At 34.2% G+C, this 18623-nt stretch carries 13 protein-coding genes; 9 read left to right on the plus strand and 4 right to left on the minus strand.

Features of this window, described 5'->3' with window-relative positions; genetic code table 11:
• Positions 1–87: 87 nt before the first annotated feature.
• Complete coding sequence (gene metI, locus B5X64_RS16255) at positions 88–744, minus strand: methionine ABC transporter permease MetI (RefSeq protein ID WP_079466243.1); 657 nt, start codon at positions 742–744, stop codon at positions 88–90.
• Positions 737–1765 carry a methionine ABC transporter ATP-binding protein gene (locus B5X64_RS16260; RefSeq protein WP_079466244.1) on the minus strand — a complete coding sequence of 343 codons (1029 nt, stop codon included), beginning with the start codon at positions 1763–1765 and terminating at the stop codon, positions 737–739. The genes metI and B5X64_RS16260 overlap by 8 nt, the downstream gene beginning before the upstream one ends.
• A gap of 373 nt (positions 1766–2138) precedes the next feature.
• On the opposite strand from B5X64_RS16260, the gene B5X64_RS16265 reads away from it, so the two are divergent.
• From B5X64_RS16265 to B5X64_RS16295, 7 genes are all read left to right on the plus strand, one after another.
• A complete protein-coding gene (locus B5X64_RS16265) occupies positions 2139–2885 on the plus strand; it encodes a metallophosphoesterase (protein WP_079466245.1) in 747 nt (248 codons plus the stop codon).
• A 91-nt stretch (positions 2886–2976) separates the two neighbouring features.
• Entirely contained in the window at positions 2977–4032 is a 1056-nt protein-coding gene (locus B5X64_RS16270) for a saccharopine dehydrogenase family protein (protein WP_079466246.1), read from the plus strand.
• Positions 4033–4077: 45 nt separating this feature from the next.
• On the plus strand, positions 4078–4995 hold the full coding sequence (locus B5X64_RS16275; protein WP_079466247.1) for a helix-turn-helix domain-containing protein: 918 nt from the start codon (positions 4078–4080) through the stop codon (positions 4993–4995).
• A gap of 252 nt (positions 4996–5247) precedes the next feature.
• Entirely contained in the window at positions 5248–6393 is a 1146-nt protein-coding gene (locus B5X64_RS16280; protein ID WP_079466248.1) for an efflux RND transporter periplasmic adaptor subunit, read from the plus strand.
• A gap of 10 nt (positions 6394–6403) precedes the next feature.
• Positions 6404–9544, plus strand: a complete 3141-nt coding sequence (locus tag B5X64_RS16285; RefSeq protein WP_079466249.1) for an efflux RND transporter permease subunit — start codon at positions 6404–6406, stop codon at positions 9542–9544.
• A gap of 19 nt (positions 9545–9563) precedes the next feature.
• Positions 9564–10982, plus strand: a complete 1419-nt coding sequence (locus B5X64_RS16290) for an efflux transporter outer membrane subunit (RefSeq protein WP_079466250.1) — start codon at positions 9564–9566, stop codon at positions 10980–10982.
• A 57-nt stretch (positions 10983–11039) separates the two neighbouring features.
• On the plus strand, positions 11040–11594 hold the full coding sequence (locus B5X64_RS16295) for a DUF2652 domain-containing protein (RefSeq protein WP_079466251.1): 555 nt from the start codon (positions 11040–11042) through the stop codon (positions 11592–11594).
• Positions 11595–11675: 81 nt separating this feature from the next.
• Here the strand turns inward: B5X64_RS16295 and B5X64_RS16300 are convergent, their stop codons facing one another.
• Complete coding sequence (locus tag B5X64_RS16300) at positions 11676–12875, minus strand: hypothetical protein (RefSeq protein ID WP_079466252.1); 1200 nt, start codon at positions 12873–12875, stop codon at positions 11676–11678.
• A gap of 455 nt (positions 12876–13330) precedes the next feature.
• Here B5X64_RS16300 and B5X64_RS16305 point away from each other — a divergent pair, with 455 nt between their 5' ends.
• Positions 13331–14947, plus strand: coding sequence for a reverse transcriptase domain-containing protein (locus B5X64_RS16305; protein WP_228418966.1), 1617 nt, complete (start codon positions 13331–13333; stop codon positions 14945–14947).
• A 117-nt stretch (positions 14948–15064) separates the two neighbouring features.
• The gene (locus B5X64_RS16310) at positions 15065–17188 is read left to right on the plus strand and encodes a type IA DNA topoisomerase (RefSeq protein ID WP_079466253.1); all 2124 of its coding nucleotides are present in this window, start codon (positions 15065–15067) and stop codon (positions 17186–17188) included.
• Between the two features lie 110 nt (positions 17189–17298).
• On the opposite strand, the gene B5X64_RS16315 is transcribed toward B5X64_RS16310, so the two are convergent.
• The gene (locus B5X64_RS16315) at positions 17299–18606 is read right to left on the minus strand and encodes a ComEA family DNA-binding protein (RefSeq protein ID WP_079466254.1); all 1308 of its coding nucleotides are present in this window, start codon (positions 18604–18606) and stop codon (positions 17299–17301) included.
• Positions 18607–18623 lie beyond the last annotated feature (17 nt).

Raw genomic sequence — 18623 nt, forward strand, 5'->3', positions numbered from 1 at the left:
TTCATTACGCTTTGCTTCATTCAGAATAACAGATTCGAAAAATATTTATATTTTCAACTCTAAAACTCTAAAAACATTCCCACTCAACTAGCGATGATCAAATCTCTTCGCCAATCTGTCACCTGAAAACTGGATGATAAAGACCAAAGTGACCAACAAGCCAAGAACAAGATTCATAATCAGTGCGTCATAACCGATATATCCGTATTGATAACCGATCTGTCCTAATCCACCAGCTCCGACAGCTCCACCCATTGCAGAATATCCCACAAGAGTTATTAAAGTAATCGTTGCATTATTGATCAATGATGGCAAAGCTTCGGGCAACAAAACTTTTTTAATGATTTGAAACGGAGTTGCTCCTAACGCTCTTGCGGTTTCAATCAATCCATTCGGAATTTCTAATAGACTGTTTTCAACCAATCTTGCAATAAATGGTGCTGCTCCAATGCTTAAAGGAACTAATGCAGCATTCATTCCGATAGAAGTTCCTACCAAAGATCTCGTGAAAGGAATCATCCAGACAATCAAAATAATGAAAGGAATCGATCTGAAAATATTTACTAAAATTGACAGGATTCTATTGTAGATTGAGTTTTCTAACAATTGTCCTTTTCGGGTTACAAAAAGCAGAATTCCAACAGGAAGACCCAAAACAAAACCAAAAAATCCTGAAACAAACGTCATGTAAACTGTCTCCCAAATTCCTTTTCCCAGAAGCGAAATTACCGTATCACTAAGCATATCCTTTTACTGTATTTTGAATGTTATTCTGATTAAAATAATAGATTGCTTTCTGGTTTTCATCAGCTTCTCCCTGTAATTGCAACAGCAGTTTTCCGAAATTGGAATCTCCCAAATATTCTACATCAGCTTTCAGAAGTTTATATGGAATTTTATATTGATCGTAGATGACAGAAAGTAATTTTTCTACGCTGATACTTTCGTTCAGTTCGATTTCAACTAACGGGAACAAACCGTCTTGTGGTTCTTTCTGTAGTTTTTTATTGAGTTCTTGCGGTATAGTCATAACACCTGAATTTAAAAATTGTTTGATGATAGGATTTTCTTTGTTGGAAATAATTTCACTCAAAGTTCCTTTTGATACTAATTGTCCTTTATCGATGACGGCAACGTGGTTGCAGATTGCTTTAATGACTTCCATTTCGTGGGTGATCAATAAAATTGTTATTCCCAGACGATGGTTGATGTCTCTAAGCAACTGTAAAATAGATTGGGTCGTTGCAGGATCCAGTGCGCTTGTCGCTTCATCACAAAGTAGGAGATAGGGATCATTCGCTAAGGCTCTTGCAATGGCAACCCTTTGTTTTTGACCACCCGAAAGACTTTTAGGATAATCATGAGCTTTATCTTCAAGCCCTACGATTTGTAAAAGCTCATTCACTTTTTCTCTGATTTTATTTTTACTTAAATTGTCCAATTCAAGTGGAAGTGCGATGTTTTCAAAAACTGTTCGTGATGAAAGAAGATTAAAGTGCTGAAAAATCATTCCTATTTTTTTTCTTTCATGGGCTAATTGTTTGGAATTTAATTTTGTAAAATCTTTCCCGTTAATAATAATTTGTCCTTCATCCGGTCTTTCCAACAAATTAACGGTTCGGATCAAAGTGCTTTTTCCGGCTCCCGAAAAGCCGATAATTCCGACAATATCACCTTTTTCAATAGTTAAATTGATATTATGTAAAGCTTTAAAAGCTTGTTTTTTCTGATGAAATGTTTTTGAAATATTATTTATTTCTATCATTTTTTTCTCTGTAATTTTTAATAAAAAAAGGCTCTACAACGTGGTAAAGCCTTTAAAAATATGTTATAATAAAAGTAAGGTCAGCCACTAAAATTCCCACAAAAAGGCATACAGCAATACATCATCACGTGATTGATGCTCATCTTCGACATAAAATTGTAGGTGAATTTTGATTTCATTTCCATTTCCTAACTTGAATACGGATGCAAATATAAAACATATATTTTTATTAGTCCACTAAAACAATAGACTTTTTGAATATTAATTTTAAATATGTGTTTAATTAATTGTAAATCAGTGTTTTATTTTTGTTTATTAATTTGATTAAATTGAAAAAATATTTTTGTTCTCAGAATAATCTTATTTTAGACCCATGAAAATTCAAATCATCAGCGATTTGCATCAGGAATTCGGATTGTCTGATTTATCTTTTGATAATGCAGATGTTGTGGTATTGGCAGGAGATATTAATTTAGGCACAAAAGGAATTGAGTGGATTAAAACTAAAATTTCTGATAAACCCGTGATTTACGTTTTAGGAAATCATGAATACTACAAAGGTTCTTACCCGAAAACTTTAAATAAAATAAAAGAAGCCTCAAAAAACTCCAATGTGAATGTATTGGAAGATTCTTTTGTGGATATTGAAAATATAAGATTTCACGGTGCCACTTTGTGGACAGATTTTTCGTTATTCGGAAGTCCCATGGCTTATGGAAGTCTGTGTCAGACTCAGATGAATGATTATAAACAGATCAGAAGAGATCCTTCCTACTCAAAAATGCGAAGTATTGATACTTTTAAGATTCATCAGTTTTCAAGACAATGGCTCAAAGAAAGTCTGGAAAATTCACAAGGATTAAAAAACATTGTGGTTACGCATCACGCTCCAAGTTTACAATCGGTTCCTGAGCATTTTAAGAAAGATCCGGTGACTTCGGCTTATGCTTCGAATCTTGAAGATTTTATTTCAGAATATCAACCTCTTTACTGGGTTCACGGTCATATTCATACTCCTTCGAGATATAAAATAGGAGAAACAGAAATTATCTGCAATCCGCACGGTTATATTACTGAAAAATATAATGGCTATGATAAAGAATTAATTATCGAAGTTTAATTTAAACTTTCCTTAATTCCACAACATCCATCCTTAATTCTGTAACAGCATTTTTCATTAATCCAGGAAATTTGTAAAAATATTCAGGGTTATGAAAAGGAAAATATTAATTGTCGGTGGTTACGGTGCAGTGGGAAGTTCTATTGCAGAACGTTTAATGAAAGTGTATCCGCATCAGATCATTATTGCAGGGCGAAGTTTTTCGAAAGCCCAGGCAAAAGCTGAGGAGTTTCAAAATAAAGTTATTCCACAGCAATTGGATGTCAATAATTTGAAAGATTTTTCAGTTTTAAATGAAGTAGAGTTGGTCATTATGTGTCTAGATCAACAGAATACTGATTTTGTTGAGTATTGTATTTCAAAAGGAATTTCGTATATCGATATTTCGGCTGATTACCAGAATTTACAGGAAATTGAAAAGCTGCATTGTTTAGCAGAGCAAAATAATTCAACGGTAGTTTTAAGTGTAGGCTTAGCTCCCGGAATTACCAATCTTTTAGCACAATATGTCGTTTCCCAAATGCAAAATGTAGAATCAATTGATATATTTGTTCTTTTAGGTTTAGGTGAAAAACATGGTGATCATGCCTATCGATGGACATTTGATAATGTAGATTCCAATTATACACTGAAAATACATGATGAGGAGAAAACCCTAAAGAGTTTTACCCAGCCTCTGAAAACCAATCTTTCAGGAAACAGAAACTTTTATCTTTTTAATTTTTCAGATCAACATGTTTTGCTCAATACTTTGGATGTTACGAAAGTGCAGACCAGAATGGCTTTTGATGTAGAATGGTTTACAGAGCTTACAGCATTTCTCAGAAAATTAAGGATTACCAGACTTTTCAGAAATAAAAAAGTTCAGGATTTTGCCATTCAAAGTTTTAAAAATTTCCCGATGGGAACAGATGTTTTCGGAGTAAAAGTAATTGCCAAAGACCAAAACGGAAATTCAAAAAGTGTAATTGTTAAAGGTAATAACGAAGGTAGAATTACCGCATCCGTCGCTGCAGAAATTGCAGTTCTAGTTCTTGATGAAAATCTTCCAAAAGGTGTTTTTCACAGTCATCAATTGGTGAAAGATATTCCTGTGTTTTTAAATAAGCTTAAAAACTATGATTCAGGATTTCAATTAAACTTATGAAAAATAGAAAATTTTAATCGTTAATTTTGCTGAAATTTCTTCTACATGCAACGAAAATCAAATTCTGGATCAAAAGATTTTATCTCGCTTTTCACGTTTGAGGAGCTTCTTCAGGAGGTAGAATTCGATTTACGAATAAAAGAATTTGTGGTCATGGAAATCGAGACTGTAAATCATGAAGTAGAACTTAATAAGCCTTTCCGCTCAGATTATTTTGCTATTTTTTTGATTCAAAAGGGAAATATTGGGTTTAGATTAGAAAATACCAGTTACGAAGCGGAAAAAGGAGATATTATCTTTTCTCCCATTTCAGAAACTGTTTGTATTGAGAAAGTTTCTGATGATTATAAGGCAAAATATATTTTCTTTTCCCACAATTTTATTTCAGAAGCCGGGTTTAATTATAAATCAAACGATGTTCTGAAAAGTCTTTCTTCAGATCCTATCCACGTTATTCGAAACGAACAGGATGTATACCGAAGATTAAACTTTCATCTGGATGAATTAAAGGTTTTAAACGACACAGAAAAAGAGAATTATTATTTCAATGAAATGATTTGGCATCACTTTTCTCTGGTCATTTACGAGATCGATAATTATTTTAAAAAGATCGATAGGCCAAAACCCGTTACTTATCGCGAAGATGATATTACGACGAGTTTTTTCATTCTTGTCCGCGAACATTTCAAAGAACAGCATAATGTGCAATTTTATGCCGATCAGCTTTTTATCAGCCGAAAATATTTAACAAAAGTCATCAATAAAACGATGTGTAGATCTCCTAGAGATATTATTCATCAGGTTTTAGCTGTCGAGGCGAGAATGTTGCTTCGAAATTCTAATTCCAATGTCAATGAAGTTGCTTCACAATTGAAATTTTCTGACCAGGCTTCTTTCAGTAAATTTTTTAAAAAACACGTTGGAAAATCTCCGTTAGAATATAAAGGAAGTGATTTATATTAAGGTTTAATTTTTAAGATGTCTTTTCGGAAAATTAATAACATTTCTTTCATTAACTTAGTGTCTGATTATGAGTGCTCTGTTTTATCTATTACTCATATTAAAGATAACTATTACTAAAATTTTATTCTTAAAAATTTTGTTTTAAGAAAATAAATTGTAGATGTCTTTTTGACAAATTAAGTCGTTTTTTGAATATCTCCCTTCGCTTTTTTTTGGACGAATTTTGCACCGAAAATTTAATTGAAAATTGTTATGCAAAGATTCTCTATTCAGAAATCATCTATGCTTGGCGTGGCTTTATTGGTCTTGGTCGGGTGTAAAAAAGATAATCATGGGCAGGCTTATCAGCAACAGGCCCCGCAACTTCCGGTAGAAACCGTAAAACAGGGAAATGCTTCCGTTGAAAATGAATATGCTGCTTCTGTAGAAGGTGTTTCCAATGTGGAAATCAGACCCCAGGTTACAGGATATTTAAGTAAAATTTTTGTAGATGAAGGCGATTATGTAAGAGCGGGACAACCTTTATTCAAAATTGAAGACCAGATTTTCCGTGAGCAGTTGAAGTCGGCTCAGGCAATTTTGATCTCAGCTCAGGCAGGTCTTGCCAATTCTAAGATCGATTTGGAAAGAAAAAAAGAATTGTTGAAAAACAAAATGGTCTCAGACATTCAGGTAAGAGAAGCTGAAGCTAATTACAACGCAGCGAGAGGTTCAGTAAGTCAGGCAACTGCAACCATTGAATCAGCAAAAATTAATCTTAATTTCTCAACCATCAAAGCTCCGGTTAGCGGATATATAGGGAGATTCAATTACCGTTTGGGAAGTCTTTTGACGCCATCTAATCAGGCAGCGATTACTTTGTTGTCAGATATTCATCAAGTCTACACTTATTTCAGTTTAAGCGAAAATGATTTTAATAATTTCCAGAAACAAAATCAGGGAGGCAATATTGATGAGGTTTTAAAGAACACGCCAACAGTTTCTCTATTACTTTCAGGCGGAGAAAAATTTTCTGAAGTCGGAAAAATAGATGCCGTTGAAGGTCAGTTTAATAAAACAACCGGAGCGATTACTTTAAGAGCAAAATTCAATAATCCAAACAATGTTTTGAGAAGTGGAAATACCGGAAAAATTTTGATGAAGCAGGATTATTCAAACGTTGTTTTGTTACCGATCGCTTCCACACGTGCAATTCAGGATAAGACTTTTGTATTCACTATCAAAGATGGAAAAGCAGTGATGCTTCCTCTCGAGATCAGTGGAAAAGCGGGTGATAATTTCATCGTTTCTAAAGGTCTGAAAGCAGGCGACCAATACATCGTGACAGGTTTCGACAGATTACAGCCCGGAACACCTGTCGTAGCTCAAAAGCAAAATTCTCAAAAGCAAAAATCGTAAGACAAAAATTATGTTAAAGACAATTATAAAAAGACCCGTACTGGCGACGGTTATCTCCGTATTGCTTGTGATTTTGGGGATTGTCGGTATGACGAGTCTGCCGATCACAAAATTTCCGGACATCGCACCACCAACGGTAATGGTAACTGCAGCGTATCCCGGAGCCAATGCCGAAACCATCGCAAGGTCAGTTGCGCCACCTTTGGAAAACGCCATCAATGGGGTAGAAAATATGGATTACATTACTTCTACAGCGAGTAATGATGGTTCATTATCGATTACTGTAATTTTTAAATTGGGAACCGACCCAGACCAAGCGGCGATTAACGTTCAGAACAGAGTTGCACAGGTTACTAATCAGCTTCCTTCTGAGGTTGTTCAGGCTGGAATCACGACAGTTAAAAGACAGAACAGCATGATTGCAATGGTTTCATTGACCAGTAAAAATGGTACAATGGACGACCTTTTCCTTGAAAATTATGCTAAAATCAACATAGTTCCGGAACTTAAAAGAGTAAAAGGAGTTGGTGACGCAATGGTTTATGGAAACAAAGATTACTCGATGAGGGTTTGGCTTGACCCGAATAAACTGACTTCATATAATCTAACCCCGGCTGAAGTTTCAAGAGCGATTCAGTCGCAGAACTTGGAAGCTGCGCCGGGAAGATTCGGGGAGAGAACTAAAGAAGTGATGGAATATGTTCTTCGTTATAAAGGAAAATTTACCGAGCCTCAACAATACGAAAACATTACGATTAAAGCTTTGAGCGACGGTTCTGTTTTAAAATTAAAAGACGTTGCGAAAGTAGAATTTGGTGCATATAGCTATAATGTCGCTTCGAAATATAATAAGAAACCATCTGTAACGATGGCGATTTTCCAGATGGCGGGTTCTAATGCGAATGAAGTTCAGATTGCACTTCAGGAAAGAATGAAAGAACTTGAAAAATCCTTCCCAGACGGAATGGCTTACGAAATTCCGTATGCAACAAAAGATGCGCTTGACCAATCTATTGACCAGGTAATTCACACGTTGATTGAAGCGTTTATCCTTGTGTTCATAGTGGTTTATATCTTCTTACAAGATTTCCGTTCGACTTTGATTCCTGCGATTGCGGTTCCGGTTTCTATTGTGGGAACATTTTTCTTTATGAATATTTTCGGATTTTCGATTAATATCTTAACGCTTTTCGCTTTGGTATTGGCAATCGGAATTGTGGTGGATGATGCAATTGTCGTTGTGGAAGCTGTTCACGCCAAGATGGAACACAAGAAACTCAACGCAAGAGCAGCAACAATGTCTGCGATGAGCGAAATCACGGGAGCGATTGTTTCGATTACTTTGATTATGTCTGCGGTTTTCGTTCCTGTGGCGTTCATGAGCGGTTCTACAGGGTTATTTTATCAGCAGTTTGCTTTGACTTTAGCGATTGCGATTGTAATTTCTGCGATTAATGCATTGACATTGAGTCCGGCTTTGTGTGCTTTGTTTTTAAAACAGCATCACGCAGATTCTCATGAAAAAATGAATTTCAAAGAGCGTTTCTTCGCTGGATTTAATGCAAGTTTCAACAAATTGACTTTCCGATACGGAAAAGCAGTTTTATTCTTATTAAAAAGAAAATGGATTGCAGGAATCATTGTTTTGGTTTTCGGGGGATTGTTTGTTTGGATGTCGATGACTACTCCAAAAGGATTTATTCCTGATGAAGACCAGAGTTTCATTATCGTTACAGCAAATTTGGCTCCAGGCGCTTCAAAAGACAGAACTTCAAAAGTGGTTTCTGATACCGAAGATATTTTAATGAAAAATCCTGCCGTTGACAAAGTGATTTCTGTGGACGGACTGAATCTTTTCAGTGGTTCGATGTCGTCTTCAGCAGCTTCTATTTTTGTTAAATTAAAAAAAGCTGAAGAGAGAGGAAAGGTCAATAATATCAACGAGATTATCGGGCAGGTTCAGGGAACACTTTCTCAAGATAAAAGAGCCAATTTCTTGGTAATTAATACGCCAACCGTTGACGGATTTGGTAACACCAGCGGAATGGAACTCGTTCTTCAGGATAGAACTAACGGTGAACTTCAAAACCTTGGAAATATCTCTTACGGAATGATGGGAGCGCTGATGCAAAGACCGGAAGTTGCTTTAGCTTACACAACTTTCGATGTTTCTTATCCTCAGTTTGAAGTTGTGGTTGACGAAGTGAAAGCCGCACAATTAGGCGTTAATGTTTCTGATGTTTTGAGTGTGATGCAAGGTTATTACGGAAGTATTCAGTCTTCGGATTTTAACAGATTCGGGAAATATTACAGAGTTTTGGTACAATCTACTCCGGAAACGAGACAAGACAAAGCATCATTAAACGGAATTTTCGTTAAAAACAGTTCCGGCGAAATGGTTCCTGTGAATACTTTGGTGACTTTAAAACAAGTTACAGGAGCGGAAGTGGTTGACCGTTTCAACTTATTTAATTCATCAAATCTTACGGTAATGGCAGCTCCGGGATATTCTTCAGGTCAGGCAATGGCAGCAATTGAAGAAGTCGGAAAACAGGTTCTTCCTCCGGGTTACACCTACGATTACAAAGGTATGAGCCGTGAAGAAGCCAATTCTAGCTCGCAATCGGTAATGATTTTCGGGTTGTGTATCGTATTCGTATTCTTCCTTTTATCGGCACAGTATGAAAGCTATATCCTTCCTTTTGCTGTATTGATTGCCATTCCGGTTGGTTTATCAGGCGTGTTTGTGGGAATTACTTTTGCAGAATTATCCAATAATATTTATGTTCAAATCGCAATGGTAATGTTGATTGGACTATTAGCCAAAAACGGGATTCTTATCGTAGAATTTGCCATCCAGAGACGTAGAGCTGGTAAAAGTTTAATTGCTTCAGCTGTGGAAGGCGCAAAAGCCCGTTTCCGCCCGATCCTGATGACTTCTTTGGCATTTATTGCAGGTTTAATTCCTTTGATTTTCGTAGTAGGTCCGTCAGCAATGGGGAATCTTTCCATCGGATATGCAGCGATTTCGGGGATGTTATTCGGAACCATTTTAGGGGTTTTCGTAGTTCCGGTTTTGTTTGTGGTTTTCCAGGCTCTACATGAGAAAATCAATGGAAAAGTAATCACAGACGCCGATTGGGAATATTAATTCAAATGATTTTTTTAAAATGAATTCAATTAAAAATATAGCATATATCGCATTAATCTCGGGAACAGCAATCGCCTGTAAAGTTCAGAAATATGAACAACCCGAAATCCAAATGCCTGAAGCTTTCAGAAATGATAGGATCGCAACCGATAACAACGAAAATATTGCTAAAATCAGTTATAAAGATTTCTTCAAAGACCCAGTTTTGGTGAGCTTAATTGATAAAGCAATGACTCAGAATAATGATTTGCAGGTTGCTTTGAAACAAATCGAATTTGCATCTTTAGCTTACAGCCAAAGTAAATGGGCAAATGTTCCAACCGTGAGCGCAACGATTGCCAACGCTAGCGTGAACCGACCTTCTGACAACAGTATGAACGGAATGATGGCGGGACAATTTATGGGAAGCCGTTATATGCAGGATTACACGACTTCCATCAATATTTCCTGGGAAGCGGATATTTGGGGTAAAATAAAAGGTAGAAAAGAGCAGGCTTTATCAGATTATCTCAAAACTCAGGAAGCTGCAAAAGCGGTAAAAACACAATTGGTAGCGACGGTTGTTCAGGGATATTATAATTTGCTAATGCTCGATATGCAGCTTGAAATTACAAAATCAAACCTGATTTATTCTGACAATACTCTGAAGTTTTTAGAGAAACAACAGGAAGTTGGTTTGACAACAGCTTTGGCGGTTCAGCAACAGGAAATCGTGAAAGACCAGATCTTAAAATCAATTCCAGCCATTGAAAGTTCGATTGCAACTCAGGAAAATGCGTTGAGCATTCTTATAGGTTCAATGCCCGATAAAATCGAGAGAAGCGCAAGTCTGAATAATGTGCAGCCTCCTGATAATATCGCAACAGGAATTCCGTCTGAATTGCTGAGTTACAGACCCGATATCAAAAGTGCAGAATATGATGTGAGAAAAAGTGTTTCCGCAATCAATGTTGCAAAAGCGAATATGTATCCGTCTTTCAACATCACGGCTCAAGGTGGTTTGAATGCTTTTAAAGCAAGTAACTGGTTTAATATTCCGGGTTCACTTTTCGGTTCTGTATTGGGAACTTTAGCACAACCTGTTTTAAATGGAAAACAATTGAAAACCCAGTTCGAACAATCGAAAATCGTTTCTGAGCAGGCTGAAATTAATTTTAAACAATCGGTTTTAAAAGCGGTTGGCGAAGTTTCTGATGCATTGGTTCAAATTCAAAAACTGGAAGAACAACAGAAAATTGCGGAGGGCTTGGTGAGAAAATCCACTGAGGCAGTTCATAAAGCGGATGTTTTATTTAAATATAATTCAGCGACTTATATTGAAGTGATTTTGGCTCAGACCAACAAATTACAGGCAGAGCTCGATTTAGCTTCGTTAAAAGCTCAGCGATTGAATGCGATCACAATGCTCTATCGCTCTGTTGGTGGTGGATGGCAATAAAGTAAAACGAAACCTGCTTCGTCTATGGATGTAGCAGGTTTTTAAACCCAAAAAATTATGGAGAATACAAACATCAACAGCGGAATTATTTTGATTCCCGATTTCAGTGGATTTACTGAATTTGTGTTCAATACAAAACTTTATACCGGCGAATATATTGTAAAACAACTACTTTCTATTTTGATTGATGTAAACAATCAGTATTTTGATATTTCAGAAATTGAGGGCGATGCGATTTTATTTTATCGCTACGACAACCAACCTTCGTACAAAAAGATTTCCGGAATGTTGAGAAATATGAGAAATGCTTTCAATATGAAAATTCAGGAATTAAGCGAAATGTTGAATACCACCATCGAATTGTCATTAAAATTCATTGTTCACTACGGGAAATTTTCACAATACAACATTGGAAGCTTCAGGAAATTATATGGTAAACCTATCGTAGAAGCGCATCAAATGCTTAAAAATGGTTTTGCCGAACAACCTTCTTATGCTTTGTACAGTCATTCTTTTCTGGAAAATTCTCAGAATGCAGAATATGTTCTGAATGAAGAAACCATGCATGTATCAGATGTTGGAGCAATTCAATATTTTGGAAATATAGACTAGTGAAGATTTGGCTTATTAGAATTTCTGTCTGGCTTTAGCTCTAAAATTGGACAGAAATTCTAATAAACTCAATAAACTTATTTATTCAAATAAATCTATTCCCTTTTCAATTATTTGATAACTCAGTATTCTAGCGATATTAAAATGTCTTACATTTCCATTGCGAAGGAAGCAATATGCTTCAACTATAGAGTCTGTAATTGTATCATTTTCTAAGCTTTGAACATTCATGGTACTAATTACTTTAATGCACCTATGTGTTAATTTATTTTGTTTATCAATATAACTGATTGCATAATATTGATTTTTCATAAAATCTTTAGAGGTAATAATCTGATATTTATTTTCAATTATTCTCGGAAGTTTGTTTGTAAAAACTTTATCTTTTTCATGAATTAAATTTTTATCATCTTTAAAATTGCTTATTTTAGAAATTGATCTCTTCTGAAATAAATAATCAAAATATTCGAAAGTATAATAATAGTGATTATACGTTAAATTATTTATTTTAATCAAAGACCTTTTTATAACAATAGTGCTTTCATCTTTTGAAATATTTTTAATTTTCACTTCTTTTTCTAAAGTATATAAATAAAAATTATCATTTTCTTCTTTGAAGACATTTATCAAATTAACTAGTTTTTCTTGATTTTTAACTAAACCTAATAGACTGATTGAAAATAAATCCTCTGAAAAAGAGGTTGTTTGGGGATTGTACCATTTACATTTAAACAAATATTTAGAAAATTCTTTTTCAGGCTTACCATCAAAGGATGAAAATTTTTTTTCATCTTTATTTTTTACAATTTCAATAATTGTCATCACAGGAGGTAAAAAGTCAAGATGATTATTTTCCTTACTTGTACGATGACCATCAGAGCTATCAATAAAAACTTTTTTCTTAGTAAGTTCAAAATCTACATTCTTAAAGCAAACTAATTTACCTATATATTTACTTAAATGCTCAATATCATATATTTCAAGATTCATAAATTCTTCAACATTTAAATGTGTAGAAATTGGAGTTAGTTTTTTTAATTGTCCAACTTTAATCCATTTATCATGATATTTTCCATCTTTATGTGAATAGTAAAAGCATCTAACTTGTTTTTCTGGAATTTTACCAGTTACAGAATCATGTTGTGTTTTGTTTAAGATTTCTGCAATTATCATTACAGGAGGAGTCATATCTGCATTTGCAGATATTTTAAATGAATCATTGTTTACGAAATAGGGGTGATTTTTAAGAGATACACAATCACCAATAGAAAAATCTTCCATTGCTTAATTTAATTTCACGGTTAGAAGACAAATATAATAATATTTATGTATTTTTGAATGCTTGCAAAAAGGAGTGTGATTACATCTAGATAAAGATAATAGGTCTTTTAAAATTATGTATGCTTAAAAGATTCACTTATAGCAAATGGGTTATAAGGTTGAGAGATTGCAATACTTCTTCCCAATTTATAAGGTTGAAGTGGCACAATAGGATAGTAGCTGTAAATTTAGTGATAATAAGTATAGGTCCCAAATACCTAACATATTTTATTAATTTATCTTTCATCTTCTTGATGGGGTTTAATATTATTTGTACAGTTCTTCACTATTAGCTGAATAAGCTCTAATGCTATTTCTATTAATTACGGAAATTTTAATGACTCAGTAAATGGGTTCTTATCTGACGAAAGTGTATGTAATCATTAAACGATATTAACTTATTGCAAGCATTTTTTATGATTGAAAGACCAGATTGGATAAAAGAAAAAGGATATTTACATCTTTCTCCTTCTCTTAAAATAGGAGAAGACTGGGGAAAATATTATCAAAATATTAAAAATGAAAATTATGTAGCCCATTATGCATTTTATCCTCTTATACATACCATTTTAAAAGATCGAAAATATAAGAAAGGTGATCCAGAAAAGCATAAGCATGGAGATGGTCGAAGACATTGTCAAATTCATAAAGATACAAATGTACCTGAGAAAACACATAAGCTTCGTCCTTTACATTATGCAAGTCATATGGACGCTCTTGTTTATGGATATTACAAGGAAATTCTCAATGATTTGTATGAGAAAAAGCTAAATGAAAATCCATTATTAGACTCATCTGTAAATGCTTATCGTAAAATTCCTATTTCAGATGAAAATGAAAAAGGTAAGAGCACAATTCATTTTGCAAAAGAAGCTTTTGATGAAATTAAAAAAAGAGGAGTTGATCAAGATGTTTGTGTTTTAACTTTTGATTTAAAAAGTTTTTTTCCCAGTCTAAACCATCAATTTTTAAAACAAAAATGGAAATGGCTTTTAGGTGTGGATGAATTACCTAAAGATCACTACAATGTTTTTAAAGCCTGTACAAAATTTAGATATGTTCTTCTTGATGATTTAAGAATTCAGAAAAAAAATAAAGGAGGAAGAAAATTAGGTTTTGATGAGTCAAAACTTGCAAAAATTAGAAAAGAAAAAGGATTTAAATGTTTTTTTGAAAGTAATGAAGAACTTAGAAAAACAATAAAAGAAGGAAAACTTAGAGTATATAGTAATCCGTTTTTTTCAAAAGATAAAAAAAATATAGGAATTCCTCAAGGTCTTCCTATTAGTGCTCTTCTTGCTAATGTATATTTATATGATTTTGATTTAAAAATAGTTAATAACCTTGTTCAGGAACTGGGAGTTTATTACAAAAGGTATTCTGATGATATTGTTGTTATCTGTAGACCTAATCAATCTGAATCTATTGAAAAGTATATTTACGATTTGGTAGAAGAAAGTAAGGTTGAAATAAGTAAAAATAAAACTGAAAAATTTTTATTCAAGAATATTCAATATTCTCCAAAACATGATAATAAAAGATTAACATGTTTTAAAGTACATAAAATAACAAAAGAAGAAAAAGAAACTCCTTTGTTATATTTAGGTTTTGAATTTAGAGGATATAAAACCGTTATAAAGTCAGCTAACTTATCGCGTTATTATAGAAAAATTATTTCCATAACAAAAAGACGATGTAAAAGAGCTAAAACTTTATTAGACAAAAATCCAGAAGCTAAAAAGGCTGTTTATATCAATCAAATCAAAAAACTTTATAATAAGCCTTTGAAAATTAATGATTCAGAAGGTTCAGAACTCAAAAAGCAAACAAGAAAACGGTATTCGTTAGTAAAAAATGAAAGAGGTTTTTATGAGTTTTCACATTATTCTTCAAGTGTAAAAAAGGAATCAAATTACTATTCTTATGTAAAGCGCTGTTGTACAATATTTGAAGAGGATCATTTTATGAATCAAATACGCAAAAGAAAACATGTTGTTTTTACAGCAATTAATAGACATTTGAATAGTAAGTAAGGTTTTGAGTTTTGATTGAAATTTTGTTTTTTGTTATGGGTCATCAGTTACAAACAAATTAGTAAATTCCAAAAAAAATCCCGACTTTTGCAACCCTCCCAATAATCCCGACTATTCATGAAACTTTGTATTGCCGAAAAACCCAGCGTTGCCAGAGATATTGCCAAAGTATTGGGCGCAACTATGCCTAAACAAGGCTATATGGAAGGAAACGGCTATTGTGTAACATGGACTTTCGGACATCTTTGTACCCTAAAAGAACCTCACGACTACGGTCCGCAATACAAATCCTGGAATTTATTTTTGCTACCGATTATTCCCCAAAGTTTCGGAATCAAATTAATTCCGAATAAAGGTGTTGAAAATCAGTTTAAAGTAATCGAAAGATTGGTAGCCGAATGTGATGAGGTCATCAATTGCGGGGATGCCGGTCAAGAGGGAGAACTTATTCAAAGATGGGTTTTGCAGAAAGCAAAATGCGACAAACCTGTACAACGTTTATGGATTTCATCATTGACAGAAGAAGCAATTAAAGAAGGTTTTGAAAAATTAAAACCAGCCGAAGATTATAAAAATCTTTATCTCGCAGGAAATGCAAGAGCGATAGGAGACTGGTTGTTGGGTATCAATGCAACGCGACTTTTTACCAAAAAATTTGGCGGAAATAAAGCGGTTTTGTCCATTGGAAGAGTACAGACTCCGACTTTGGCGATGTTGGTTCAGCGTCAGAAAGAAATTGATGCATTCTCAACCGAAGAATATTGGGAACTGAAAACCAAATACCGTGACGTAATTTTCAACGCTGCAATTGACCGTTTGAAAACTTTAGACCGAGCCGAAAAAGGTTTGGAGTATTTAAAGATTAATCCTTTTGAAATTCTTTCATTTGAAATTAAAGAAGGAAAAGAAAAAAATCCAAGACTATTTGATTTGACCGGACTTCAGGTGGAAGCCAATAAAAAGTTTGGGTATTCTGCAGACAGCACTTTAAAATATATTCAGAGTCTTTACGAGAAAAAGCACGTCACTTATCCGCGTGTTGATACGACGTATCTATCAGAAAGTTTATACCCGAAAATTGGAGGGATTCTTCAAAGTATGGTTATTTACAAAGATTTGATCTCACCTTTGCTGGAACAGCCGATTCCAAAATCGAAAGCGGTGTTTGATGATGCAAAAGTGACCGATCACCACGCAATTATTCCGACAGAAATTCCGCCTTCTCCAAATTTAACAAGAGAAGAGAAAATGATTTATGATTTGATTGCGAAGCGTTTTATTGCCGTTTTTTATCCGGAATGTAAAATTTCAAATACGTTGGTTGAAGCTCAGGTTGGAACAATTCCATTTAAAACAAGTGGAAGACAGGTTCTCGAACCGGGTTGGAGAGCAGTGTATGCTAAAGACGCTAAAGAAGAACCGAACGACAAGGAAAAAGATAAGGAAGAGGAACAGACTATTCCTGAATTTAAAGTTGGGGAAACGGGACCTCATGACCCGATGATTCATCAGGGAAAAACTTCGCCACCAAAACCTTATACCGAAGCAACCTTGCTTCGAGCGATGGAAACTGCCGGAAAGCAAGTAGATGACGAAGAACTTCGTGAAATGCTCAAAAATAATGGAATTGGAAGACCTTCAACGCGAGCAAATATTATCGAAACACTTTTCAAGCGAAAGTATATTGAGAAGAAAAGAAAAAATCTGATTGCTACCCAAACCGGAATTCAGTTAATTGATACCATTGAAGACGAATTACTGAAAAGCCCGGAATTAACAGGGGAGTGGGAATTAAAATTGCGGAAAATTGAAAGTGGAGAATATGAAGCCAATCAGTTCAAAGATGAATTGATACAAATGGTGACCGAACTCACCAAAAAAGTGGTTGATGGAAAAGCAAAAGTTTTCACCTTGCATGAAGAAAAGGAGGAAGTCAAAGAAAAGAAAAAACGTGAACCGGCTGTAAAAAAAGAATTACAGTCTTGGGAAGAAACACAATGCCCGAAATGCAAATCACACAACCTGATGAAAGGAAAAACCGCAGTCGGATGTTCCGATTTTAAAAACTGCGGCTTTAAAGTTTCGTTTGATATTTTTGGCAAAAAACTTTCCGATAAACAATTGATGGATTTAGTTTTAAAAGGAAAAACTTCAAAATTAAAAGGTTTCACAACCCATCCCGAAAGTTTAACGGAAGGAGTTGTTTCTCTATCACCTGAATTTGTGACAGTTTTAGTATAAGTGAAAAGTAAAAAGAGCCAAGTAAAAAGTAATTTTGCAACTATCAACTATCAACTATCAACTATCAACTATCAACTATCAACTATCAACTATCAACTATCAACTATCAACTATTTCAGATAAAGCCTCATTCTCGCTTCATATTCAGGCTTGGTTTTCAATAGCTTCCAAATCTTTTTATCATCGGGATTGCTGATTCTGTAATAAATAATTTTGTCTGCGGAATATTTGAAATACGGATGATTTTTCAGCCATTCTTCGGGTGCGTTGACCAAAGTATGTCGCTCAACTTTTGAATTATCGAGTAGAGCAATACTTAATAGTTTTTGAACCAATTCTTTATCAATATTATAGGTCTCCAAAATTTGTTCTTTGGTCATGAATCCGCCCAGTTTTTTTCTAAAACCGATCATTGAACCTGCACTTTTTTCATCCAAACCAAATTCTAAAAGCTGTTTAAAAGTAATAGAATTCATATCTGTTTTTGAAAAATCAGTTTTCTCCTGTTTGAATTCGGGCTTTTTATCCTCAACGGTTTTCGCTATTGTAGAAACGTTTAATTTGATAAAAGGTTTTAATTCTTCGAACTTTTCTGCGGAAATGACAAAGCAGTTTTTAATATCCTCCAAATTTTTAAAACTTCCTTTCAAGTTTTTGTCACGATAATTAACAATCACATTCGCTTGCTTTTCTGAGAATCCTAAAGCCATCCAACCTTGCACATCCAATATATTCGGATCAAAAGAAGTTTGCAGCGTTTTAGATTTGAATGAATTGGATTTTCCGGCATAAGCATTAAAATTGGCAGGAGTTTTTGCCGGAAGAATTAAGTAAGGTTCAAGTTTCGCATAATTTTCTTCATTGATGATAAAGCATTCTTTGAATTTTTCTTTACTCACAAAACTTCCTCCTAGATAATTCTTATATTTTAAAATTGCCACAGCCTGTTTCTCAGAAAATCCGATGTTTTCCCAATCGGTTTGTGAAAGTTGGTCAGGATTAAATTTCCGGGTGATGTTTAAAGATTTCTTCTCATAACTTTTAAAATTTGAATTTCCAGATTTTGCTTCCAAATTGGTTTCAGGCAATAAGATAAAAGAATTGAGTTGGGAATATTTTTCTTCTGAAATCGCATAACATTTCTTGAACTGTTCTTTTGATAGAAATTTTCCGCCTACAATTTTCTTGTATTTTAAAATTGTTGCGGTTTGTTTTTCGGAAAATCCGAGCTTTTGCCATTGATTTTCATCTAAATCGTTTGGATCAAATTCTGAGAATGATTCTACAGGTAAACTTTCGGAAATAAATGTAACCTCGGGAAAAGTTTCATCAGATTTGTTGGCGTATTTTTGAAATCCAACTAGTGTAAACAACAGCATTCCAAGAAATGCCATCTTCTGATAGTAATTTTTTTTCATCGTTATATGTTTATGTT

Origin of the sequence: Chryseobacterium balustinum (assembly GCF_900168205.1) — a bacterium.
In the GTDB taxonomy this organism is placed as follows: Bacteria; Bacteroidota; Bacteroidia; order Flavobacteriales; family Weeksellaceae; genus Chryseobacterium; species Chryseobacterium balustinum.

What these genes read in the sequence shown, in the direction of transcription:
- metI (WP_079466243.1), bottom strand. Translation starts at nt 744, where the DNA reads ATGCTTAGTGATACGGTAATTTCGCTTCTGGGAAAAGGAATTTGGGAG.
- B5X64_RS16260 (WP_079466244.1), bottom strand. Translation starts at nt 1,765, where the DNA reads ATGATAGAAATAAATAATATTTCAAAAACATTTCATCAGAAAAAACAA.
- B5X64_RS16265 (WP_079466245.1), top strand. Translation starts at nt 2,139, where the DNA reads ATGAAAATTCAAATCATCAGCGATTTGCATCAGGAATTCGGATTGTCT.
- B5X64_RS16270 (WP_079466246.1), top strand. Translation starts at nt 2,977, where the DNA reads ATGAAAAGGAAAATATTAATTGTCGGTGGTTACGGTGCAGTGGGAAGT.
- B5X64_RS16275 (WP_079466247.1), top strand. Translation starts at nt 4,078, where the DNA reads ATGCAACGAAAATCAAATTCTGGATCAAAAGATTTTATCTCGCTTTTC.
- B5X64_RS16280 (WP_079466248.1), top strand. Translation starts at nt 5,248, where the DNA reads ATGCAAAGATTCTCTATTCAGAAATCATCTATGCTTGGCGTGGCTTTA.
- B5X64_RS16285 (WP_079466249.1), top strand. Translation starts at nt 6,404, where the DNA reads ATGTTAAAGACAATTATAAAAAGACCCGTACTGGCGACGGTTATCTCC.
- B5X64_RS16290 (WP_079466250.1), top strand. Translation starts at nt 9,564, where the DNA reads ATGAATTCAATTAAAAATATAGCATATATCGCATTAATCTCGGGAACA.
- B5X64_RS16295 (WP_079466251.1), top strand. Translation starts at nt 11,040, where the DNA reads ATGGAGAATACAAACATCAACAGCGGAATTATTTTGATTCCCGATTTC.
- B5X64_RS16300 (WP_079466252.1), bottom strand. Translation starts at nt 12,875, where the DNA reads ATGGAAGATTTTTCTATTGGTGATTGTGTATCTCTTAAAAATCACCCC.
- B5X64_RS16305 (WP_228418966.1), top strand. Translation starts at nt 13,331, where the DNA reads ATGATTGAAAGACCAGATTGGATAAAAGAAAAAGGATATTTACATCTT.
- B5X64_RS16310 (WP_079466253.1), top strand. Translation starts at nt 15,065, where the DNA reads ATGAAACTTTGTATTGCCGAAAAACCCAGCGTTGCCAGAGATATTGCC.
- B5X64_RS16315 (WP_079466254.1), bottom strand. Translation starts at nt 18,606, where the DNA reads ATGAAAAAAAATTACTATCAGAAGATGGCATTTCTTGGAATGCTGTTG.